A 22,392-nucleotide genomic window follows, 5' to 3' on the forward strand; every position below is an offset into this window, starting at 1 on the left:
GCCCGCCCTCCAGCAGACGCTCCCGCACAAGCCGTACAGCCCCTTCGTGCTGGTTCTCCTGCTGCCGCTCATCGCGAAGCTGCTGCTGTGGCTGCGTGCCTCGCCGCGGTTCAGTGCGCGGGGGACGGTGCTGAGGGGTGGCTCCCTCGGGGTGCTCTTCGGGCTGCTCTTCCTCATGTACTCCGGGTGGCACCTGTGGTCGCTGCCCGGCGTCGTCGTCGCCGTCCTCTTCTTCCACCCGTGGACTACCGGGCGACTGCGCGGGCTCCTCTTCCTCGGCAGCTCGCTCGGCGGCTTCCTGCTCGTCGCCGGGGTCCACCTGCGGGTGCTGCTGGGGGCGACCAGCACGCGGGACCAGTGGTGCTCCGGGTACACGCTCACCGAGCCCGCGTACATCGGGACCACTCCGCTCAGCAGCCGCGCCTGGGACGAGCCCGGCGAGTACCCGGGCTTCGGCGAGTTCTCCGGGCTGCACACGTACGCCGTGATCGTGCTGATCGGCCTCGGCTTCGCCGTCGCCCTCGGCCTGCGCAAGGCCGTCGTCGCCGCCCCGCTCGCCTGCTTCGGCAGCGCCTGGCTCATCCGCTTCTGGCTCGCCGGGCACATGGAGTCCGACCAGCAGGTGCAGCTGTTCCCGCGCACCATGATCCAGATCCAGGTGACCCTGACCGCCCTCACCGTGCTCGCCTGCGTGCTCGCCGCGCAGCGGCTCGTGCCGCTTCTCAAGCGGCTGCGCGCGCCGGAGAACGGGCGCCGCAGGAACGCTTCACCGCCGTCGGCGTGCTGCTGGCCATGGCGCTCGCGGGCGGCATGATCGGGTCCTTCTTCAGCAACCAGTACCTGCCGACCCGCCCGGCGAGAAGCTCGCCGGCACCCTCGCCTGGCAGGCCCACCAGTTCCGCAAACCGGACGGCACCTGCCCACACGTACGCGGACAAGGGGAGGTGCAGGCCCTTCCCCGCGCGCACCGTCGCCGAGGACTTCCCCGAGGTGGACCGCATGGTGTGTCGAGTACCCGTGGCGCAAGGCGACCAAGGAGGGCTGGATCGTCCTCGACCTCATGACCCGGCCGTAACGAGCCCGTGCACGGCCGGCGGCGGGACGCCGAGGTGTGCGTCAGGTCGTCACGCTCGTCCGTCGTGACGGGCCGTGGGTTTCGCATTCCGACCCGGTCTCTGACTCTCCAGCACCCCCAGCACGATGACACCCGCCACGGCATCGGCAGCCCGGCCCCGTACCGGCCGCAGGACACCGATCCCGGTGAGGCGGTGGGCATAGAGAACGCTTATGAGCCCATAGCGCGGCGCCCTCTAGCTGTCGTCGTCCGTGCGGGCGACGGTGGAGTCGTCTCCCGTGAATCTCCCGGCATTCGTAAGAACCGTTTCTCGGAATGCTCGTCGGACCGAGTACTGGCTCCGCACGCAGATTTCCCGGGCGCCGTTCGCCGTACCGCCGGGTGCGCACCGTGAGTCCCGAAACAGCGACTCTCCCCCAGGGCCCGTCCCCATGACAGGTTCCTCTGACCTACCGAATCCGAGTCTCATCGTGAAGAAACCCCTCCTGGCGGCCCGCCATTCCGCTCTGCTCGTGGCCGTGGCCCTCACCGTTCTCGGCGCAACGCTCATCTGGTGGCACTCTCCACGATGGTGGCTGCTCGCCGCGCCTGCGCTGTGTGCGACCGCTCTCGGGACGTACGACGTGTTCCAGCGTCGGCACGCGATCTTGCGCAACTATCCGCTGCTCGGTCGAGCCCGCTTCCTCCTGGAGCGCATCCGGCCGGAGATCCAGCAGTACTTCATCGAGCGCGACTTCGACGGCCGCCCCTATGACCGGGACGTGCGCGACGCGGTGTACCAGCGCGCCAAGGGCCTGGAGGCGAAGCTGGCCTTCGGCACCGACCGGGACGTGTACGGCGACGGCCACGAGTTCCTCGTGCCGTCCATGGCGCCCCGGAAGGTTTCCGCGACGCCGCCCACCGTCCGTGTCGGCGGACCGCACTGCCCCCAGCCTTACGACATGCCGCTGCTCAACATATCGGCCATGAGCTTCGGCTCCTTGTCCTCCAACGCCGTACTCGCGCTGAACAAGGGGGCCCGGCGGGGCGGGTTCGCCCATGACACGGGCGAGGGAGGCATCTCCGAATACCATCTGCGCCACGGCGGGGACCTGATATGGGAGATCGGCACCGGCTACTTCGGCTGCCGGACCCCCGAGGGAGACTTCGATCCCGTGGCCTTCGCGGCCAACGCGGCGCTTCCCAGCGTCAAGGCCGTTCTGCTCAAGCTCTCCCAGGGAGCCAAACCCGGCATCGGCGGCATGCTGCCCGGCAGCAAGGTCGACGCGGAGATCGCCGGCATCCGCGGTGTCCGCCAGGGCCGGACCGTCCTGTCACCGCCGCACCACCGCCAGTGTTCGACTCCGCGCGCGCTGGTCAGGTTCGTCGCCCGGCTGCGCGAGCTGGCCGACGGCAAACCCGTCGGCATCAAGTTCTGCGTGGGCGACCGCGTACAGGTCCTGGCGCTGTGCAAGGCGATGCTCGCCGAAGGCGTGAGCCCCGACTTCATCGTCGTGGACGGCGCCGAGGGCGGCACCGGCGCCGCCCCATTGGAATTCGCCGACCACGTAGGGATGCCGCTCACCGAAGGGCTGATGACCGTACACAACGCGCTGGTCGGCGTCGGCCTGCGCGACTGGGTACGCGTCGGTGCGAGCGGCAAGATCGCGACGGGCGCGGACATCGTCCGCCGCCTCGCGCAGGGCGCGGACTTCACCAACGCGGCCCGTTCCATGATGTTCGCCCTCGGCTGCATCCAGGCACAGGCCTGCCACACCAACGCCTGCCCGGTAGGCGTCGCCACCCAGGACCCCCGACGGACCCGCGCGCTGGATGTCGACGACAAGGCCGAACGCGTCCGCCGCTACCAGGCCGCCACCGTACACAGCGCCCAGCAGCTCATCGCGTCGATGGGACTCACCGACCCCTGGCAGCTGCGCCCGCGGATGCTCCACCGGCGCGTCGGCCCGGGCGGAGAGATCCGATCGTACGCCGAGCTCTACGAGTGGCTCGAGGACAAGCAGCTCTTGAACGGGCCTCCGTGGTCCTGGCAGGCCGACTGGGACGCCGCCAACCCCGATCTCTTCACGTAGCGGACGGGAAGGGCGTGGCCCACGGCAGATGACCGCCGCCCAGCGCGTAGCGACCGGCAGGCGGTGGCCCGCGGCAGGGGACCGCCGCCCGCCGGCTCCTCTACGAGAAGCGGTGGGCGGCGGTCACGTGCCGTGGGCCGTCACTTCCTGCTCGACCAGGGTGGTCAGCCGCTCCGGGGACAGGGATTCCGGGTCTTTCAGGAGGTCATGGCCTTTGAAGAGGAGGGCCGGTGTGCCCTGGATTTCGTCCTGCTGGTCGAATGCCCTCTGAACCTCGGCGACCCAGGTGTCATGGGTTCCCTCCCGGACCGCGGCGGTGAACCTCTCGCCGCTGAGCCCCACCTTCTGCGCGAGCTTGAGGAGCAGGTCCTTGTCGCCGAAGGTGTCGACGTCTTCGGCGACGGGAGGATGCGCGTACAGCACATCGTGGTAGGCGCGGAACCGTCCCGCGTCCTGGGCGGCGGCCAGGGCGTTGGCCGCGCGCCTGGAACCCTCGCCCGGCACTATGCGGTCGACGAAGGACAGGATGTGGTAATCGACACGGAGCTTGCCCGCGTCCTCCAACCTGTTGATCGTCTCGTGGAGCGTGCGTTCGATCCGCGCGCATCCCGGGCAGCGAAGGTCCTCGTAGATCGTCATGACCGCGGGGGCGTCGGCCCGGCCCACGGAGATGACGAGGCCGGCCTGGTCGGTCACTCCCGCGGGAGTGACGACGGGCCGGTCGTCGGACGCGCGGTTCGCCCGCACCATGACGGTGAGTACGACGTTGCCGGCCAGCGCCAGGGCGATGCCACCGGTGATGGCGGCGCGTCGGACGCGCCGCTTGCGGATTTCGTCGCGGCGGCGTTCGTGGCGCATACGCTCACGTGCGTCGCGCGGCCGGAGGGGTGCGGGGCGGAAGGGCATGGGTACCTCTCACGTACGGCTTGCTGGGGGCACGGAACGCTGTGCGTGCCCGCGGTTGCGAGGTCCGGGTCAGGCGACCACGTTGTCGAGGGCGTACCGGCTCCGTGGCCGGCACATGAGCCACACGCCCGGACAGATCAGGGCGAGATCCCGGAGGATCTCCTTGCTGTACTGGGTGTCGGCGGGGTCGATTTCACCGCCGCCGCCGAAGCACCCGCAGTCGATCGCCAAGCCGCGTTGCCTGGCATGGACGACGGCGCCGGCGAACACCACCAGGAGGACGGTGGACAGCAGGGCGGCGAAACGGACGCGTAGGCCCAGCAGCAGAAGCATCGCGATGCCGAGCTCCAGCACCGGCAGGCCATGACCGACCGGGGTCACCCAGGACTCGGGCAGTACCCGGTACGCGCGGACCGCCTGGACGGACTGCTCCGGCTGCTGGACCTTCGCCCAACCGGCCCAGCACCACACGACGGCCAGCACGAGCCGGGCCGCACCTGCCGTCAGGCAGCGGCCCCCTCCGTCTTCGCTCGTGCCTTCCGGGCCCGGTGGGCGCCCAGTGGTCGACGTTCCCATCTCTCGTCCCTCGTCATTTCTCTCGGCTGGACAGGGCCCCCGGCGATCCCGGGGAGCGGGACCGCCGCGAGCACGGGTACCGGCAGGCTCGTACGCCGCGCGTGCGCGGGATCGACGCGGGCTGCCGTGCCCTCGAACGCGGGCGGTGAGTGCGCCGCTGGCTGCGGCGCGGACGCCTTCCGCCATGACCCGGCGACCACACCTGCGGCAGAACACGCCGGCCTGTGTCCAGCCGGCGACAGCGGCCATGAGGCACGTTCCGGCGAAGTCCCGCGCCCGACCCGCCGCGATGTGACAGGTCGTCGCAGACGACGGTCCCGCAGCCGCCCCCTCGCAGCGGCCACCGTCACGCGGCCCCAGCACCGCCGGCCCCGTGCGGAAAGACACGCTGCCCGGGGAGCGGCTGTCAGCGGACGCTCCCGCTTCCCTGCATCTCAGCCCAGTTCGCCGCGCGACGGCAGGGGATGTGGGGAGATGGGTCCATAAACCGAACTTATGGCGCCTGCTGCGGCGCGTCGGGGCACGTCTCCGGGAGCGCGAGTGCGGCATGGAGGATTCCGTCGGGCAGCCGCACCTCCTTGCCGCCGAGCGCGCCTGAGAAACGGCGAGCCGCAGCCCTCGCGGGTCCGTGCCCGGACGCGCGCCATCGCTGTCCCGGCCGACTGCCTGTTCCTGACCGAGCGGCACTCGCCGACGGCGACCGGCACCACGTGCCCCGGCTTCTGCCGCTGCTCCAGGCTGTCCCGTCGAGCCGGAGTCCGCGCGGGCGTCCCCGCCGCACGCCCCGGCGCCTGTATGCCGACCGGGGCTGCGACTTCGACACGTACCGTCGCCTGCTGTGGTAGCGGGACGTCAAGCCGTTGATCGCACCGATGGTGTAGCTGACTCCCGGGCCGGCCGAGGGCGCACCGGATGGTTCGAGGTACTCCCGCGCGGCGAAAGTGGGTCCATGAACACGCACAAAGTCCTGCTCGCCGCCCTGCTCGTCCCGCTCGGTGCCACCCTGGCCTTCGCCCCGGCCGGCTCCGCCGCCACCCCGCCCGCCCCGGCCGCCGTATCGGCCTTCGCCGCCTCCTCCGCATCTGCCAGTCTGAACGGGGCCCCGGCCACCGCGTTCCGTTCACCCGAGGCGGCCCTGGGCCGGGTGGCTCACCCGCTGCGGACCACCGAGCCCGGCGGTCCTCTGGCCGACCTGCGCCCGTTCGGTCGGATGGTCGGCGACGCCCGGGTGGTGGGCCTGGGCGAGGCTTCCCACAGCTCGCACGAGTTTTTCACCGTCAAGCACCGGGTCTTGCGGTACCTGGTGGAGGAGAAGGGCTTCCGGGCCTTCGCCCTCGAAGCGCCGTGGAGCACCGGACTGCGGCTCGACGCCTACCTCGTGCGCGGTGAGGGTGACTTGAAGCAGATCATGGACGAGGAGTTCCAGGGCACTTACCGGTGGTGGAACAACGCCGAGTACCGCGACCTGCTCCAGTGGATGCGCGCGTACAACGTCAAGCACCCCAACGACCCGGTCCGCTTCGTCGGCGACGACGGCGGTTTCGCCGGTGCGGAGTTGTACGACAAGGTGAGCGCCTACGCGGCCGCGGCCCGCCCCGAACTCGCCCCGCAGCTCACTGAGCTGTACCGGGGCCTGCGGCCCGCCACCGATGCCGAGACGTACGTCAGCGACTATCTGTCGAAGCCCATGGCCGAACGCAAGGAGCTCGCCGAGCGGACCGGCCGGGCGGTGGACCTGCTGAAGCAGCGCTCCGGCACGGGCCCCGACGCCGACGCGCACGCCTGGGCTGTCCAGCACGCCACCGCGATCCACCAGATGACCACGCTGTTCGCCTTCGACTGGGACGACCCCCGGGCCGTCCCCGACATCATGCTCTACCGCGACCGGATCATGGCGCAGAACGTCGCCTGGTGGCAGCGGCAGACCGGAGACAAGATCGTGCTCGCCGCCCACAACGGTCACATCTCCCTCAAGACCTACATCCCCGGCGCCTACCCGAGGGTCCAAGGCGACTTCCTGCGCGAGCGGCTGGGCAGCGGCTACCTGAGTGTCGGCCTCACCTTCGACCACGGCTCGTTCAACGCCTTCGGCGCAGACGGCGCCGTCCACCGCTTCACCGTCGGACCGGCCGCACCCGGCACCATCGAGCACACCCTGGACCGGGTGCGGTACCACGACTCCGTAGTGGACCTGCGAAACGCCCCCGCGGCGGCCCGCGCCTGGCTCGCCGCACCGCACACCGTCAAGAACATCGGCGCCACCTACCCCGGGATCGCCGACGCCCCGCAGATCCGACTCTCGGAGTCGTACGACGTCGTGATCCACCTCCAGCGGGTGGAGGCGGCCCACATGCTCAAGTAACACCGGACCCGCGCGGCGCGGCGGCAGCCCGGGGGGCGGCCGGACCAACGTCCCGCCCCGCCGCCGCGCCCACGCTACTCCCCCCGCCCTTGCCGCCCGCCCTTCCAGCCCACCGGCTCGTGGCCGCGAAGGGGGAGTGCGCACCCGTACCCCGACGGGCGATGTTCCGGCCCGCAGCGTCGACACGCGGCCACGGGGCACCGAGTCGACGCACCCCCGTTCCTCTTGACCAAATGCATAGAGGCGCCAACGCCCGCCCAAAACGCCACCCAGATATCCGCCTCCTGCGGCAGCCACCGCCAGATCATCTCTTTCGAATGGAGTGCCTGATGGTGGGCACACGTCTCAAGCGCGACATCACGTCCTGCAACGGATACCCGCCAAGGAGTCATGCATGAGCCACAACATGTGGAGCTACGTTCCCACCGCTGGTCACGGCCCGGACGATGACCTCACGGGGTACAGCGTCGAAGCCGCCGACGGACGCATCGGCAAGGTCGACAAGTATTCCGCTGAGATCGGCAACCAGTACGTCGTCGTCGACACCGGTGTATGGATATTCGGCAAGGAAGTTCTCCTGCCCGCCAGCACCGTGACGGCCATCGACAACGAGGAGCGGCGGATCCTGGTCTCGCTCACCAAGGAGCAGATCAGGAACTCGCCGGAGTTCGACAAGGACAAGCACCTGGGCGACCCCGCCTATCGCGACCAGCTCGGCGGCTACTACGGTTCGGGCCACTGAGCCCGCTCAGATGGCCGGTCGGCGATCTGGCCACGGTGTTCGGCGACATCGACGGGCGAACGGTTCTGGCAGCGGTCGGCCGAGGTCGGATGCGTGGAAGTGCGCCCCGAGATGGCGTCGCGGCGGTGGGCGGAGGGCGACCGGGCGGGTGCGGAACGCTTCGCTCGGCGGGCCGCCGATGCGGGGGTGCCCTCCGCGCTGAGGGAGGTGGGCGCCCTGTGCTGGGGCGTACGGTGACGACGGGGCCGCGCAACGCATGTTCCCGCACGCCGCTGACGCCGGTGACGGGGAGGTCCCGCCTCGTCTGATGCTGCTGCGTGAGGAGGGCTGGGATGCGGCCGGCCGGTGCCATCCGACTCGCCCAGTACGCGGCTGAGACCGGGGACCGTTCCCGCTAGAGGGGGCCGGCCACGCATCGTGACACGCCGTGGAACGCGAACGGCGCTGAACCGTTGTGGCAGCGCATCGCCGATGCCGGAGACGCGTCCGCCCTGGTGGCGCTGGGACCGCTACACGGTCCGCGTCTCCGCGCGCTGATCGCATGGTGCGGCGAGCGGCCCCGCTCCCGGCCGGGTTCGCCGGGAGCGGGGCCGTCCCTGGACACGGGATCCGCGTCAGGAGGGAGGCGCCGGCGGGGTCAGAACTGGAGCGACCAGGCGTTGATGTAGCCGGTGTCGTTGGTCCAGTTGTCGGTGGCGCGCAGCTTCCAGGTGCCGTTGGCGGACTCGCCGGAGGCGTTGACGGTGAAGGTGCCCTGGATGTTGTCGGCGCTGTCGTTGGAGTCGTAGTCCTTGAGGAGGAAGGCGGTGCCGTCGGGGGCGACCAGCTCCAGCCGCACGTCGCCGCGGTAGGTGTGGCGGACGTCGACGGCGACGGCGAGGTTCGAGGGGGCGTTGCCGGTGACGCCGGTGACCGTGAGGGGCGAGTCGACGGTGGCGTTGTCGCGGATCTGGTAGTCGTCGGTGTTCTCGAACTTCTTGCCGGTGGGCGGCGGGGTGGTGCCGCCGGTGCCGGTGTACAGCAGCTTGTTGGGAGAGCCGGTGCGGGCGTCGGTGACCTTGTCGGACGTGGCGTCGGCGACCAGCTTGTCGCGGACCTGGGCCGGGGTCCAGGTCGGGTTGGCGGCGAGGATCAGGGCCGCCGCGCCCGCGACGTGGGGAGACGCCATGGAGGTGCCGCTCATCGTCTGGGAGCCGGTGTCACCGGAGTTGGAGGTGGAGACGATGCTGTCGCCGGGGGCGAAGACGTCCAGGCAGGAGCCGTAGTTGGAGCCCTGGCCGTTGGACCAGCCGGTGGCCCGGGCGTCACGGCTGTTGGTGGCGCCGACGGTGATGGCCGCCGGGGTGGAGGACGGGGAGTAGGAACACGAGTCGGCGTTGTTGTTGCCGGCCGCGACGACCCAGGTGACGCCGGAGGCTATGGAGGCGGCGACGGCGTCGTTCACCGACTGGGTCTTCCCGCCGCCGATGCTCATGTTGGCCACGGCCGGCTTGACCGCGTTCTTGGTGACCCAGTCGATGCCCGCGAGGACCGGGGCCCACGTGTCGCCCGAGGTGCCCTGGCAGTTCAGTACGCGGACGCCGACCAGCTTGACGCCCTTGGCCACGCCGTAGGACGCGCCTCCGACGGTGCCCGCGACGTGGGTGCCGTGCCCCTGACAGTCGGAGGCGTTGGCGTCGTTGTCGATGAAGTCGTAGCCGCTGACCGCGCGGTTGCCGAAGTCGCGGTGGCTCATGCGGATGCCGGTGTCGACGATGTACGCGTTCACGTTGGAGGCGGTGGTCCCGTAGGTGTAGCTCTTGTCCACGGGGAGGTCGCGCTGGTCGACGCGGTCCAGGCCCCACGAGGGCGGCGAGGGCTGGGTGTCGACGGCGTACGCCACGCCGTCGGCCTCCACGCGGGCCACCGTGGGGTCGGCGGCCAGTTCCCGGGCCTCGCTCTCCGCCATCCGGACGGCGAAGCCGCGCAGGGCGGTGGTGTAGGTGAAACGCAGGCTGCCCGCGTGCCGTTTGGTCAGGGCACGTGCGGCGGCGGGCACGTCGGCCGGGGCGACCGAGCCCTTGAAGGTGACGATGTAGGAGCCTTCGACCGCGCCGGGCCGGTCGGCGCCGACGATGCGGCCTTCCCCGCCGCCCGGCGGTGCGGGTGCGGCGCCGGCCGCGGCGGTCGCGGAGGCTGCGGCGAGCAGGGCGGCGCTGGTACTGATGGCGAGCAGGCGCCGGAGGGCGCGAGCGTCGAACTCCATGAGTGCTTCCTTCGTGGGAGGTGTCCGGACCCGGTGGGAGGTCCGGAGGGCGGCATCCGTCGCACCGGTGTCTCCGGGCGCGCTCCGTCAGGGGTGGGGAGGGCGCGCCCGGAGGGGCCGCCGGTCGTCCGGGACGTCGATCCGGGTCGGGATCGTGACGGCCCGTCGGCCGAGTGCGGTCGTACGGGCGCCCCTGATGGCGGCGCCCGAGACGACGGGACGGGGTGGCGTGGCGTACGGAGCGGGCTCCGCGGCGCACGGATCCGGTCACGCCGTACGGCTGCGTGGGGTGCTGCCTCCCCGTGGCTCCCTCGGCTGGGGACCGTGGTGGACGGGACGGCGCGACCGGACCGCCCAGAGCTTCGGTCACCTGGGAGGAGGCCAGCAATCCGTAGCGCTACCCAAAGAGTGGGGCGGGTCGCCGAGGCTCTGTCGTCCGGGCGAGGCCGTGCCGGGCCCGGGGAATTCCCTGGGTAGTCGCCCCCTATTGCGACGGCGGCGCTGGTACGGGTAGACCACCTGCCGGTGGGCCCATCTGCCCCGACGGACACGGCGGCGTCGCTCGCGCGGCCGCGCGCGGAGTCCGGTCCGCGGGTGCGTCCACGACGTTCGACGGAGCTACCGGGCGCGTGGCCGGGGAAGGGCGGAGCCGTGGAGAGAGGTCCGTTCGAGGCGCGTGGCGGCGGAGTGCGGGCTGAGGGCGCCGGGTTCGTCGGCCGGGCCGAGGAGGCGCGGCGGCTGCGGGCGGCCCTGTGCGCGGGGCGCGGCGTCGTCGTCGTCCGGGGGGAGGCAGGGGCGGGGACCTCGCGTCTGGTGGACGAGGTGCTCGACGGGGCGGAGTTCGCCGCGTGGACGCAGCTGCGGGGGACGTGCCCGGACGGTCCCGACCCGGCACCCCTGGAGGGCGTCGCCTCGGCCCTGGCCCGACTCCCCCACCATCAGGGCCTGGCCGACCGGTTGCCGCCGGTCGCCGGAGTCCTGGGGCTCGTCGTGCCCGAGCTGGCCGACCGGCTGCCGCACCCGCCGACGGCGGCCGCCGACCCGGGGACACGACGCGGACTGGTGCCCCGTGCCGTGGGCGCGCTGCTCGCCTCGCTCGGTGACACCGTGCTGGTCCTGGAGCGGATCCACCTCGCCGACCCCGCGACCCTCCGGCTCCTCGACCGCCTGGCGGACGCGATGCCCACCGGACTGCGGTTGGTCGTCACCGAGGACGCCGCCCCCGGGTTGCCGGTCCTCGGCGTCCGCGTCCCGGCGGGAGGGCGATGCGAGGAGATCCGCGTACGGCCCTGGACGGCGGAGCAGACCGAACGGTTCGTCCGCCTGTGGGCAGCGGGGCACCCGCGGATTGGACCGGACGAACTACCGGAACTGGCAGACCTCGTCCACGGGCTGTCCGGCGGGCTGCCCGGAGCCGCCGACGCGCTTCTCGACGACGCCGGAGAGCTGCTGTCGGCCGGCGGGGCGGACGGCGCCCGGGGGCTCGCGGTGCTCACCGCCGTACGGGAGGCGGGGGTGCCCGGGCGTGTGGTCAGGGAGTTCGCCCGGCGGTGCGCCCCCCTCACGGCGGACGCCCGGCGGATCGTCGAAGCGGCCGCGGTCCTCGACCGGCCGGCTCCCCTCGACGTCCTCGCCGAGGTGGCGGAGTGCCCGCCCGATCTGGCCGGAGCGGCGGTCGAGGCGTGCGTGCGCCGGTCCGTATTGCGGGCCGACGGGTCGTCGCTCGCCTTCCGGCATCCGCTGGATCGGCGGGCCGCGCTGGAGCGGGTGCCGGGGCCGCGGGCGGCACGGCTCAGCGTGCGCGCGGCCCGGGTCCTGCACCGCTCCGGGGACGGCCCGCTGCCGTTGCTGGACCTCGCCCGGCTGTACACGGCCGCCGGGCAGGTCCGTGACGGTCTGCGGTGCCTGCTGGTGGCCGCCGACCGGGCGGCCGCCTCCGGCGACTACGCCACCGCCACCCGCCTGTACACCCGTCTGGTCGTCGAGGATCCGCGCGCCGAGGGGCGGGTGCGCACCGCCGCGAAACTGGCCCGCACCGCCCAACTGTCCCGGACCGGCGAGCAGGTGGTCGCCGCCGTGCGCACGGTCCTCGACGAGGACGACCCGCCGCCGCGCCTGCGCGGCGAGATCCGCCTGCACCTGAGCGTGGTCCTGCGCAACCAGACCGGAGGGGCGCTGGACAGCCTCGAAGAGGTCGCCCGCGCCATTCCCGACCTGGAGGCGTCCGACCCGCAGACCGCCGCACGCGCCATGGCGGTCGCCTCCATCCCCTCCCTCCAGGGCTGGCCCGTCGCCCGGCACCGGCACTGGCTGGACCGCGGCGAGGCGCTCGCGGAGCAGGTCGCCGATCCGGTCGCCCGGGCCGCCATCGCCGCCAACCGGGTCACCGCCCTGATGCTCGTCGGCGACCCGCGCGCCTGGCGCGCCGCGGAGGCGCTGCTCGGGCCGGCCGAATCCGCGATGGCGGCCGCGCACCACGCGCGGGGCTGGACCAACCTGGCGCACGCGTCCAGCGCGCTCGGATACGGCGCGCGGGCACGGGACTTCCTCGACCGGGCCGTCGCCGGGCTCGCCGACTCCAGCAGCCCGTATCTGGAAGGGCTCGCCCAGACCGCCCGCCTGGTCCTCTCCTGGCACGGCGGCCGCTGGGACGGCCTGCACGCGGCCGCCGACCACACCGCCCGGCTGTACCAGGAGATACCCGACCTGACCGCGGAGGCGACGCTCGTACGCGGACTGGCCTCGCTCCACGTCCTCGGCGACGTCCCGCGGGCCCGTCACGACCTCGCGGAGGCCGCCCGGACCATCTGTTACGACACGGGCTTCGTCCTCACCTCGTCGGCAGCCGCCACCGCCCGCCTGCACCTGGAGGCGGGGCGCCCCGGGCAGGCGTGCGAGGCCGTCGAGGACGTGCTGCGCCGGCTCGCCCGTACCGAGGGATGGGTATGGGCGAGCGAGGTGCTTCCCGTGGCGGTGGAGGCGCTCCACCGCCACGGCCGTACGGCGCGCGCCCGACGCCTCGTCGCCGACTTCGCGACCGGCTCCGCGAACGCCGACGCACCCGCCGCGACAGCCGCCCTGACCGTGTGCAGGGCACTGCTCGCGGAGGCCGTGGACCGGTCGGGCGAGGCCGTCCGCCTGCTGACGGACGCGGAGGCGCAGTGGCGGTCGCTCGGCCGCCCCCTCGACGCCGCCCGCGCGGCGGAGGCCCGGGGTCGCTGCCTGCTCCGCCTCCACGGGGAGGCCGCGGCCCGGGACGTCCAGGACGTGGTCGAGGTGTACCGGGAACTGGGCGCCCGCTGGGACGTCGCCCGCTGCCGACGCCTGCTGCGCCGGCACGCCATCGTCACCACCCACCGCCGGGGCCGCCTCGGCTACGGCGACCGCCTGTCCCCACGCGAGGAGGAGGTGGCCCTCCTCGTCGTCCAGGGCCGCGCCAACCGTGACATCGCCGAGAGCCTGGTGCTGTCCACCCGCACCGTGGAGCACCACGTGGCCCGCATCATGCGGAAGCAGAACGCGGCGTCGAGGAGCGACATCGCTCTGCCGGAGGGGACGGAAGCGGGCTGGGATCACGGCGCTGTGCGCCGGGGGTGACGGGGGTTGTCGGCTCGATCGGTTGTCGGGTCGATCGGTTGTCGGGTCGATCGCTCGCCCGCGTGATCGGTGTCGGCTTGATCGGTGTCGGCCTGATCGGTGTCGGCTTGATCGCCCGCCGCGTGATCGGTGGTCGGCTCGATCGCTTGCCCGCCTGATCGGTCATCGGCTCGATCGGTCGTCGGCTTGATCGGTTGCCCGCGCGATCGGTCGTCGGCCTGATCGGGGTGGCCGGAGTCGCCGGATCCGCGCTTGATCTGCGGAGCGGCCGTGAGTCGGCCCGGAGCTCGTACGCCGGCCTGCACAGGGAGCATGACCAGGCTGGTCGATCATCCGGTGATCGCGCCACGGCCGAAACACTGCTCGGAGCGGCCGACCGGGACGATACTGGCAAGGCAGCGTCCCGCCGCCGCGACGGCTCCACCGCCGAAGAGACTGCTGGGCGCGCCTTCGTCGATGCCTCCGAGGGGAGCCGTTCATGACCACGGCGAAAGACCTGTTCATCATCGCGATGGACCCCGGGCAGGAACCCGCCGTCGGGCAGGGTGACCTGTCTCTCGCGCTCGCGGGAGCCGAGCTGATCGACCTCCTCGGCGCCGGGGACGTCACCCTGGACGGCGTCCATATCGTGCCCGGTACACGGTCGACCCCCGATGACATGCTGCTCGGCGAGGCGGCGGCGGGGCTCGTCCAGGAGGCACCGTACGAGCGCGTCGAGGACTGGCTGTGGCGGCGCGGCGAGGGGCTCGCGGCCGCCTACCAGTCCGCGATGGAGGGGGACGGCGAGCTGGTCCCGGCGCGCAGTGGCCGCCTGTCGTTCGGTGCGCGACGCATGGAGCCGGCCGACACGCCGGCGCGCCGCGGGGCGATCGACCGCTGGGAGCGGAAGGAACCCGTCCTGACGGCCCTCGCCTCGGTCGTCGGCATCGGCGGCGGCCCGTCCGACGCCGCGCCGGGTCTCGACGAGGAGGCGGCCACGGTCGTGGTCGCCGCCGCGCACGACGCGGTCATGGAACTGGAGGCCGTACGCCAGCGGCGGACCATCGAGAACTCGGCCTTCGCCAACCTCTGGCGCGGGCCGTGAGGAGCCAGGGACGAGCCCGGGGTTGACCGGTCGTCGCCTTCGGCCGCGACGTCACCAGTCGTTGAGCCAGTCGCCCGGAATCAGGTCGCGGACGCGGGCGATGGCTTCTGCCGTCCGCCCGCGGGCCAGGACGGCGGCGCCGTCGTCATCGCGCACAAGTGAGTCGTGGCCCAGAAACCACCGGGTCTGCTCGCCGACGGGATACGCGGGGAACGGCAACCGGACGAAGTTCGTCTCCAGCAGCTCGAAGGTGTCATCCTGCGGGTCGAGGTAGTCGCAGAGCTCTTCATCGGCCCGCAGGGACTCGGAGAGAGCGATCTCGACGAAGCAGAGGGAGAGACGTTCCAGCCACCCCTCCCATCGCTCGGCGCTCTTGTCGGCGAGGTCGAGCCGGATGAACACCGCGGGATCGTCGTCCCGGAGGCCGTCGAGGAGGATGCCCCAGGATGCGGCTCCCTGGTTCTCGTGCCGGAAGACCAGGGCCTCCTTGGCGTCATCGACATACAGTTCCGCCGGGCCGAGCAGCACATCGTGGTTGCTGTGGAGATCCGGCCGACGCCCGAACAGCGCGTACGCCTCACGCAAACCCGTCGGCAGGTGGAGACCCAGCCTCGCCTCGGCAGCGTCGAGTTCGGCTTCCGCCCATCCGTCACCGCCTTTCAGAGCCGCGCCGGCCCAGTGAGCGGCGAAGCCCTGGATGAAGGCCCAAGCGCCACTGCGGCCTCCCACGCCTCTGGCGAGCGACGCGACAAGATCGAACCCTTGTGTCATGCGGGGACGATATCCGTCCCGCCCACCAGCCATCCCCGCACTCTGGCCAGGTGCTCCAGGTGGTCCTTGAATTCGGCGACATTCAGGACCCGCTCGGTCACCATCTGTTGCTCGGACGCGGCCTCGGTACGAGCCGCAGTCCTCTCGCGCGCGGACCGACCGGCGCTTCGGGCCCCGCACCGTAGGTGTTGATCTCCAGGCCGAGCATGTCGCTGGTCGTGGGCTTTCGGGCGTGCTTGCATGCAGCGGTGAACAGCGAGAGTGTCTCCGGCCCGTGCCTGCCCCCGAGTGTCCGGCAGCGGAATGATCGCGACCTCGATGACTGCGTGTGGGTGCTGAGGGAGGTGCATGAGCACGACGGCTATCCGGTCAACTGGCCCGACCTCCCGAAGGCGTGGCTCACGCCGCCCTCGCTCATCGCCTCGTGGGTGGCAGAACTCGACGGCCGCGTCACCGACCACATCGGCCTGTCGCGGAGCGACGTGGGTGACGCCGCACCTGCGCTGTGGAGCGCCCGGGCGGGGGTGGGTGTCGACGCGACCGCCATGGTCAACCGGCTGTTCGTCGCCCCGTGGGCCCGGGGGCACGGAATCGGGGCGCTACTGATGGGACAAGCCGTCGCGGAAGCACGGCGTCTCGGCTTGCATCCAGTGCTCGATGTGGTGGCTTCGGACACCGCCGCGGCAGCCCTGTACGAGCGGCTCGGCTGGCGCTTGCTGGCAACAGTCGAACAGCGCTGGAGCCCGGAGCAGAAGGTGAACGTCCGGTGTTACGCGGCGCCGTGCTGACGCACGGTCTGGCGGTCACACCCACGCGCTGGGCCCGTCGACCGATACGCCTCGACAGGAGACCGGACTGCCGGGCCTGTGCAGGGGTCTCCGAGTTCGGCGCCGCGCAGCTCGAAGGTCGCTCTGGGGGGGCTCCCGCCCGCGGGCCGCGACGGGCGGGCCGGGAGGGGCGGGCCGGGACGGGACGCCCGGGACGGGCGGGCCGCGACGCCGACCCGCGCTGTCACGGTGCCGACTCGCTCGCGACGCCGGACGGCCGCCTGAGCCTGACCTCACGGCCGGCCCCGCCTGCGTACCGCACGGCCGACCGACTCGGCGGGCTCGACAGCGGACACAGAGCCGCTTCCCAGGGCGGCGGACGCAGCGCCGCAGGCAAGGCGGCACCGGCCCGGTTCGGCCGGCCCGCCCGTCCGCCCGACCATGCCGGCCCCTACGCGCACGAACCGCACGTACGACGGCAGCACCGCGGGCGAGCACAGCGACAGGCGAGTGGGGTACGCGAGGCCGACCCCATGGGGCGGGCCGACTCAGGCGGGCCGGGGCCCGGTATGCCACCGGACGGACAGCGGCGCGGCCCGACAAGGGCGCGCCCCACGGGCCCGGCGGGCGAACCATGCAGTGGCGGGCGCACGTGATCCCGGCCGGCGTCGTGCTCCTCGGCGCCGCGGTTCTCCCCCGCCGCTGTCCTTCGTCCAGTCCCAGCGGTGGCCGGGGAGCGCGACGTACCAACTCGTCGATGGGCCCCTCAGCAGCCGGGCCGAATAGGAACGGCGAGCCGTCAGAGCTCCCTCACCAGCGCCTCTACGCCCGGCCCCGAGAGGTCGTCGAGGGCCACCCGGCGCCCCGAAACGGCAAGCAGTAGGGACAGGGCGGGGCCGGTCACTGCGGGGCCGGCGCCGACCGCCAGCTCGGTGTCCGTCGCCGTCAGGCGGACCCGGGTCACCAGTTCCTTGGCGCCGCCGAAGGACGCGGGGGTCCGGGTCTGCAGGAGCAGGGCTCTGGTGACGACTGCGGTGGGGTAGCGACGCCTGAGGCCCAGGGGCCTGCGGATGTCCTCACCGTGGACGACCTCCTCGACGAGACGGCTGTCGAGCGGCGCCGGAGGCGTCGACGTCCGCGTCGCGACCCCGCGGAGCCTGCGCAGGGTCTCTCGTGGGTCCTCGCCGCGTCGGCGTGCCACGCCGACGGCGTTGTGCCGGTCGAAGTCGAAGCGGGCCCGGGCGAGGCCGAGGAGGAACCCGATGCGTGTCGTGAGGGCGGTGTCGACCAGGTGGGCGGCGACGTCGTGCACGGTCCACCCCGTACAGAGGGACTCCTTCAGCCACTGCTCGTCGTCGAGCGCCGCCAGGTCCTCGACCAGTGCGGCCCGCTCGGCGTGCACCAGCGGCCAGACGTCCTGTGTCACGGCTTCTCCTTCGTGGGGTGACAAGGTCCTCTCAGAGAGGACTCCGGACGCCTCGCGGACTCATCGGTCGTCCCACGCGGACGGCGTCACCAGCGCAGCGCGGCACCCGGCCACGGACGCGGCACCGACGGGGCGCACGATCACGAGATCGGACACGTCCGCATCCGGACCGTCGCCGACCCCGTCGTCGATGAAGCGCGGGATGCTCGGCGTCGAGCCCGCTTCCGGATTTCTGTCACTTCTTCGGGGGCTCGGAGCCGAGCCGTGGGGACACCTGCGATGACGCGGCGGGGCTGCGTTTCCGTCCGGCCCGCGCCTGGGCCCTGCGCCGCCTGCGGAATGGGGGGCCGCAGGCGACGCCCCAGCCCCGCCGCATCGCCGTTGTCCGGGGTCCTGGGGGGCGACCCGCGGACGGCGGCGTTAGGCTCGCGTGCCCGCCGCGACCGCTTTCAAACGAAGGACGTCGTGCCTTCGCGACAGCCGTGAGGAAGGGGCGGGATCCCTCGGTCGCAGCGGTCCGTACTCGGTACGGACTGCCGTCGCCCCACCAGACCCAACCGCCTCCGGAGCCTCGGAGCCTCGGAGCAGCGTCATGGCGACGGGGATGTTTAGGAGGGGAAGTGGCGAGTAGGAGGGGTTCAAGACCAATCCGGTTCCGTCTACGAGGAGGTCCCCATGTCGAGCACGGAGAAGAACAAGGCGCACGCCGAGCAGGCCAAGGGCAAGCTCAAGGAGACCGTCGGCCGCGCGGTCGGCAACGAGCGCATGACGGCCGAGGGCCGCATGGACCAGGCCAAGGGCAAGGCCCGCCACGCCAAGGAAGACATCAAGGACTCGTTCCGGAGCTGAACCCCCGCTACGCCGCTGGGCCCCGACCACTCCCCCGGGTCGGGGCCTAGCGGCGTGCACCGGCTTCCTCCGGAGCCGGCGAAGCGACATCGGGGTGCGGCAGCAGCAAGCGGGGGCGGGCGGGCCTGTCCCGCGGGGGAACCGCCGCGGTGCAGCGGGTAGCCGGCCGGGCGACCCGCGGGCAGTGATGCCGGACAGCGTTTGAGCAGCCCTTTCGCGGTCAGGTGGCTCCTCAGCCGTTGCACGCGACACAGCGTGGTCCCGTCCCGGGGGTCTCAGGGACGGAGCGTGCGTCGGAGGAGACCTCACACCAACCGGGGAAGGGGGCCGCACATGGCGGCGAGGGGTGGCAGGGAGAGGGGTACGGCCGAGGAGGGCCGAACGGCCGTCGGGCGTGACATGGTGCTCGCCGTGGGTCTCGCGGGAACGGTCGCCGGCGGGGCGGCGCTGTTCCTCAGGACGGTGCTCGGCTCGGGCGGCCACCCGCCCGTCATGCTCATCGGGCTGCTCGTGGTGCTCGGTGTCGGGGTGGCGATGGCACGGTGGAGCATCACACCTGCGCGGCGCGGGAGACGGCGGCCGGCCCTGAGGGTACGGGAGCGGGGTCACGCGCCGGTCGAAGTGGCTCCCGGCGGCGAGATACCCGAGCCGGCGGCAGGGGGCGCGCCTGCTGCGGCACCCGTCGTGGACGGGGATGCCCTGGACCACGCCGCGGCGGATCCCTACGAGTTCGAGCACATAGTCGCAGCGCTCTGCGCCCGCGACGGCTGCGGATCCGTGGAGGTGGTCGGAGGCGCCGGTGATCTGGGCGCGGACGTGCTGGCGACCACCTCCGACGGGCGGCGGGTGGTGCTCCAGTGCAAGCGGTACGCGCCGGACCACCGTGTCGGTTCGCCGGACCTCCAGCGCTTCGGCGGCACCTGCTGGACCGTGCACGAGGCCGATGTCGCGGTCCTGGTGACAACCAGTACCTTCACCGAACCGGCCCTCGACTACGCCGCGTCGAGCGGAATCCTCTGCGTGGACGGGCCCGCTCTCGACGCGTGGACCGCGTCCGACTCGCCGGCCCCCTGGGACGCGCTCCCTCCGGAGACCGAAAGTCGAGCGGAAGCGGAACCCGAGCAGGAGGCAGCAGCCGCCGGGTGAGGCAGCGGGGCTGCGGTAGGCACACCAGGAGCCGGTCAGACGGGTCGTCACCGAAGTGGGTGGCAGCCGGGGGCACTGCCGGTGCCCTTGTCGCTCAGGTGGAAGACCGCCCGGCCGGATCCTCGGGCCCAGACCGGATCCTCGGGGCCCAGGCGCACTCGTCAGGTGCCCGTGGCGGTCAGCTCACCCACCCAGTGCCCGGCTTCGAAGAGGGGTGTGTCGGCGCCGCGGAGCGGCCCGGTCGACAGCTTCCTCTTTCCCTTGTCCTCGCTCACCCAGAACGTCAGCGCGGAGGTGTTCTTGGCGCAGCCCGACGGCTGCTTGCCGTCGGCGAGCTCCGCGGGCGCGGTGCGGAGCCGGGCCTGCTCTTGGGAGAACACCTCCGCCTTGTACACGCACCTCTCCCCCATCACGTTCGTGGACACGAGACGGATGTCGCGTTTCGCGGCCCCCTCGCCCATCGTGACTTCGAAGCGGTACGTGCCGTCTTCTCCCCGGCCGCCCCACGAGCCCCGGAAGTTCTCGGGCAGAGGGCCCTTGGCGGGCGGTACCTTCTCGAACATCTGGGGGTTGTAGGAGGTGGTCCCGTCGCTTTGGTGGTCGTAGAAGCCCGGGTCGTGCTCCCACTCGAAGGCACCGTTCCATATGGCTACGAACGCCCCCGTACCGTCCGGTGCGGAGGGGCCGTAGTCACCGGCGTTGTCCTCGCAACGTTCCGCTTCGGACGTGGGGATCGCTCTCTTCAGCCGACTCGTGCCGAGCGCGATCGCGTCGCTCTTGGACTGGGTGATGGTGCTTTCCCAGACGCACAGCCGCTCCTCGTTCAGCAAGGAGTACTCGGCAGTGCCTCCGGCGTCGACGAGCAGGCGCGCCAGCACTCCCTCGATGCGGAGGTTGTCCGTGTCCCTCAGGGAGAGGGACGCCTCCCAGCTTCCCCGCAAGGCCTTCGGTGCACTCAGGGGCGGTGGCGTCCCCGTCCCGGCCTGCCACGGGCGGAGCGCCAGCAGGCCGCCGACGGTGACGAGCACGACGGCGGCCGCCGTCCCCGCCACGACGGCCGGGCGACGCCGCCGGTCAGGGTCCTGCGCTGGGTCGTGTGAGCGGGCCGTTTCGTCGTATCCCGGCCCCGCCGTGGGGGCGGACGCGAGCGTGTCCGACGGGGACGCGGCGGGTGCTTGCACCGGATGACGCTCGGGGGGCGTTCGCGCGGGCCGAGGTGTGGCGGGGGCTTGCGCGGGCCCGGGTGCGGCGGGGGCTTGCGCGGGGCGGGGCGCGGGCACAGGACCGGCAGGCCTGGACGGAGTGGGGTCCTGGCTCGGCACGAGGGCCGTGTGCGGCCGCAGCGGGTCGAAGTCCAGCAACCGCGCCGCGTGCCGCCCGAGCCGCCCGAGGAGCGCGCCCGGCAGCCATTCGCCGGCCCCTTCCGTGGCGGTGCGGGCGGCGACCTGCTCCGGCGTGGGGCGCTGTGCCGGGTCCTTCTGCAGACACTCGCGTACGAGTCCGAGGAGCGCCCCGGGCAGGCCGTCCAGATCCGGCTCCTCCTCCGCGACCCGGAACAATTGGGCGTGCAGCCCTTGGCCGTTCGCCCCGAAGGCCTGGCGTCCGGTGGCGGCGTAGGCGAGGACCGAACCCAGGGAGAACACGTCGGAGGCGGGGGTGACGTGGAGGCCGCGCACCTGCTCGGGCGACATGAAGCCCGGCGAGCCGATCACCATGCCCGTGCGGGTCTGCAGGCTGTCCCCGCTGATGCTGTCCAGCGCCCGGGCGATGCCGAAGTCGATGACCCGAGGGCCGTCCACGGTGACCAGGACGTTCGACGGCTTGAGGTCGCGGTGAACCAGGCCCGCCTCGTGGATGGCCCGCAGGGCGAGCGCGAGCCGGTTCGCCAGGACCCGCACCGACTGCTCCGGCAACGGCCCGTGCTGCTCGGCTACGACGGCATGCAGGTCGGGTCCGGGGACGTACTGGGTCGCGACCCACGGCGTCTCCGCCGCCGTGTCCGCGTCGAGAACGGCCGCGGTCCAGGACCCACCGACCCTCTTCGCCGCGGTGACCTCACGCGCGAACCGCGCCCGGAATTCAGCGTGCTGGGCGAACTCGGTCTGTACGACCTTGACCGCGACGGTACGCCCGCCCTCGGAGCGGGCGAGGTAGACCCGGCCCATTCCGCCGGCGCCTAAGCGGGCGATGAGGCGGTAGGGGCCTATGTAGGGCGGGTCTTCTGCGGTCAGCTGATCCACGAGGAAGGAGGGTAGCCCAACTCGCCCGAGGTGACGGGGCAGATGACCTCTTTCCAGAAGCGGTCGACACCGGGTGACGGCTGGGTCGTGGACTGACGCGCAGCAGATGCGGACCGCTCCCCGCCCGGGGGGCGGCTGGTACCGCTCCCCGCCCGGCGGGGTGTGGCCGGCCCCCCGCTCTGCGGGGCATGGCCCGTGAACGGAGCGGTGGGCGCCGGTGATCGCGCGCGATCGGGTCTGTGCGGACTCGACGCGAGCCGGCCGGTCAGAAGCGACCCCCAGCCGGCCCGCGCCCTGGCCCGTGCCCACTCGCTTCGGCGGCTCGGACGCCCCAGCCGGCGAGGGAGGCGTCGACGCGGGTGGACGCCGTTCTCGACGGCGACGACGGAGTGGGCGACGCCCAGGCCGAGGTTGTGGTGGGCGTGGATGCCGATCTCGCTGTCGGGGTCGAGGACCTCGCGGTGGCGTGGACGGCGACGTTGCCGGAAGCGGAGACCACCCGGCACCCGCCGAAGCCCGTACCGCTTGTGGGTG

At 72.5% G+C, this 22,392-nt stretch carries 16 protein-coding genes and 1 pseudogene; 9 read left to right on the top strand and 8 right to left on the bottom strand.

Going from position 1 to position 22,392, the window contains the following annotated elements:
• Together ABD981_RS00005 and ABD981_RS00010 are read left to right on the top strand one after the other, a co-directional pair.
• The coding region (locus tag ABD981_RS00005; protein ID WP_345527190.1) for a hypothetical protein at window positions 1–814 on the top strand (814 nt) is incomplete at its 5' end.
• Window positions 815–1,542: 728 nt separating this feature from the next.
• Entirely contained in the window at window positions 1,543–3,147 is a 1,605-nt protein-coding gene (locus ABD981_RS00010) for an FMN-binding glutamate synthase family protein (RefSeq protein WP_240495339.1), read from the top strand.
• 123 nt (window positions 3,148–3,270) lie between these two features.
• Here the strand turns inward: ABD981_RS00010 and ABD981_RS00015 are convergent, their stop codons facing one another.
• Together ABD981_RS00015 and ABD981_RS00020 are read right to left on the bottom strand one after the other, a co-directional pair.
• Window positions 3,271–4,005, bottom strand: coding sequence for a DsbA family protein (locus tag ABD981_RS00015; protein ID WP_046909661.1), 735 nt, complete (start codon window positions 4,003–4,005; stop codon window positions 3,271–3,273).
• Window positions 4,006–4,122: 117 nt separating this feature from the next.
• A complete protein-coding gene (locus ABD981_RS00020; RefSeq protein WP_123954788.1) occupies window positions 4,123–4,629 on the bottom strand; it encodes a MauE/DoxX family redox-associated membrane protein in 507 nt (168 codons plus the stop codon).
• A 949-nt stretch (window positions 4,630–5,578) separates the two neighbouring features.
• On the opposite strand from ABD981_RS00020, the gene ABD981_RS00030 reads away from it, so the two are divergent.
• A complete protein-coding gene (locus ABD981_RS00030) occupies window positions 5,579–6,991 on the top strand; it encodes an erythromycin esterase family protein (protein WP_123954789.1) in 1,413 nt (470 codons plus the stop codon).
• 394 nt (window positions 6,992–7,385) lie between these two features.
• Window positions 7,386–7,733: a PRC-barrel domain-containing protein gene (locus ABD981_RS00035; protein WP_046909662.1), complete on the top strand. Its 348-nt coding sequence runs from the start codon at window positions 7,386–7,388 to the stop codon at window positions 7,731–7,733.
• A gap of 637 nt (window positions 7,734–8,370) precedes the next feature.
• Here the strand turns inward: ABD981_RS00035 and ABD981_RS00040 are convergent.
• Complete coding sequence (locus ABD981_RS00040) at window positions 8,371–9,978, bottom strand: S8 family serine peptidase (protein ID WP_046909663.1); 1,608 nt, start codon at window positions 9,976–9,978, stop codon at window positions 8,371–8,373.
• Window positions 9,979–10,629: 651 nt separating this feature from the next.
• Here ABD981_RS00040 and ABD981_RS00045 point away from each other — a divergent pair.
• Window positions 10,630–13,575 (top strand): ATP-binding protein, encoded by a 2,946-nt coding sequence (locus ABD981_RS00045; protein WP_046909664.1) that lies wholly within the window; start codon window positions 10,630–10,632, stop codon window positions 13,573–13,575.
• On the opposite strand, the gene ABD981_RS00050 is transcribed toward ABD981_RS00045, so the two are convergent.
• On the bottom strand, window positions 13,551–13,889 hold the full coding sequence (locus tag ABD981_RS00050) for a hypothetical protein (RefSeq protein ID WP_131723909.1): 339 nt from the start codon (window positions 13,887–13,889) through the stop codon (window positions 13,551–13,553). The two genes, ABD981_RS00045 and ABD981_RS00050, sit on opposite strands and share 25 nt — an antisense overlap.
• Before the next feature lie 164 nt (window positions 13,890–14,053).
• On the opposite strand from ABD981_RS00050, the gene ABD981_RS00055 reads away from it, so the two are divergent.
• On the top strand, window positions 14,054–14,659 hold the full coding sequence (locus ABD981_RS00055) for a GOLPH3/VPS74 family protein (protein WP_046909665.1): 606 nt from the start codon (window positions 14,054–14,056) through the stop codon (window positions 14,657–14,659).
• A 51-nt stretch (window positions 14,660–14,710) separates the two neighbouring features.
• Here the strand turns inward: ABD981_RS00055 and ABD981_RS00060 are convergent, their stop codons facing one another.
• Window positions 14,711–15,430, bottom strand: a complete 720-nt coding sequence (locus ABD981_RS00060) for a hypothetical protein (protein WP_046909666.1) — start codon at window positions 15,428–15,430, stop codon at window positions 14,711–14,713.
• 248 nt (window positions 15,431–15,678) lie between these two features.
• Here ABD981_RS00060 and ABD981_RS00065 point away from each other — a divergent pair, with 248 nt between their 5' ends.
• Window positions 15,679–16,218, top strand: a complete 540-nt coding sequence (locus ABD981_RS00065; RefSeq protein WP_240495336.1) for a GNAT family N-acetyltransferase — start codon at window positions 15,679–15,681, stop codon at window positions 16,216–16,218.
• A 778-nt stretch (window positions 16,219–16,996) separates the two neighbouring features.
• Here the strand turns inward: ABD981_RS00065 and ABD981_RS00070 are convergent.
• Window positions 16,997–17,623 carry a maleylpyruvate isomerase family mycothiol-dependent enzyme gene (locus ABD981_RS00070; protein ID WP_046909667.1) on the bottom strand — a complete coding sequence of 209 codons (627 nt, stop codon included), beginning with the start codon at window positions 17,621–17,623 and terminating at the stop codon, window positions 16,997–16,999.
• 675 nt (window positions 17,624–18,298) lie between these two features.
• Here ABD981_RS00070 and ABD981_RS00075 point away from each other — a divergent pair.
• On the top strand, window positions 18,299–18,472 hold the full coding sequence (locus ABD981_RS00075; RefSeq protein WP_123954790.1) for a CsbD family protein: 174 nt from the start codon (window positions 18,299–18,301) through the stop codon (window positions 18,470–18,472).
• Window positions 18,473–18,883: 411 nt separating this feature from the next.
• Window positions 18,884–19,618: a restriction endonuclease gene (locus tag ABD981_RS00080; protein WP_240495337.1), complete on the top strand. Its 735-nt coding sequence runs from the start codon at window positions 18,884–18,886 to the stop codon at window positions 19,616–19,618.
• A gap of 161 nt (window positions 19,619–19,779) precedes the next feature.
• Here the strand turns inward: ABD981_RS00080 and ABD981_RS00085 are convergent, their stop codons facing one another.
• Both ABD981_RS00085 and ABD981_RS00090 read right to left on the bottom strand, forming a co-directional pair.
• On the bottom strand, window positions 19,780–21,858 hold the full coding sequence (locus ABD981_RS00085; protein ID WP_123954791.1) for a serine/threonine-protein kinase: 2,079 nt from the start codon (window positions 21,856–21,858) through the stop codon (window positions 19,780–19,782).
• 319 nt (window positions 21,859–22,177) lie between these two features.
• A pseudogene (locus tag ABD981_RS00090) lies at window positions 22,178–22,319 on the bottom strand (4-hydroxy-2-oxovalerate aldolase); the annotation flags it as partial.
• Between the last annotated feature and the right edge of the window lie 73 nt (window positions 22,320–22,392).

Source organism: Streptomyces showdoensis (assembly GCF_039535475.1).
GTDB lineage: Bacteria > Actinomycetota > Actinomycetes > Streptomycetales > Streptomycetaceae > Streptomyces > Streptomyces showdoensis.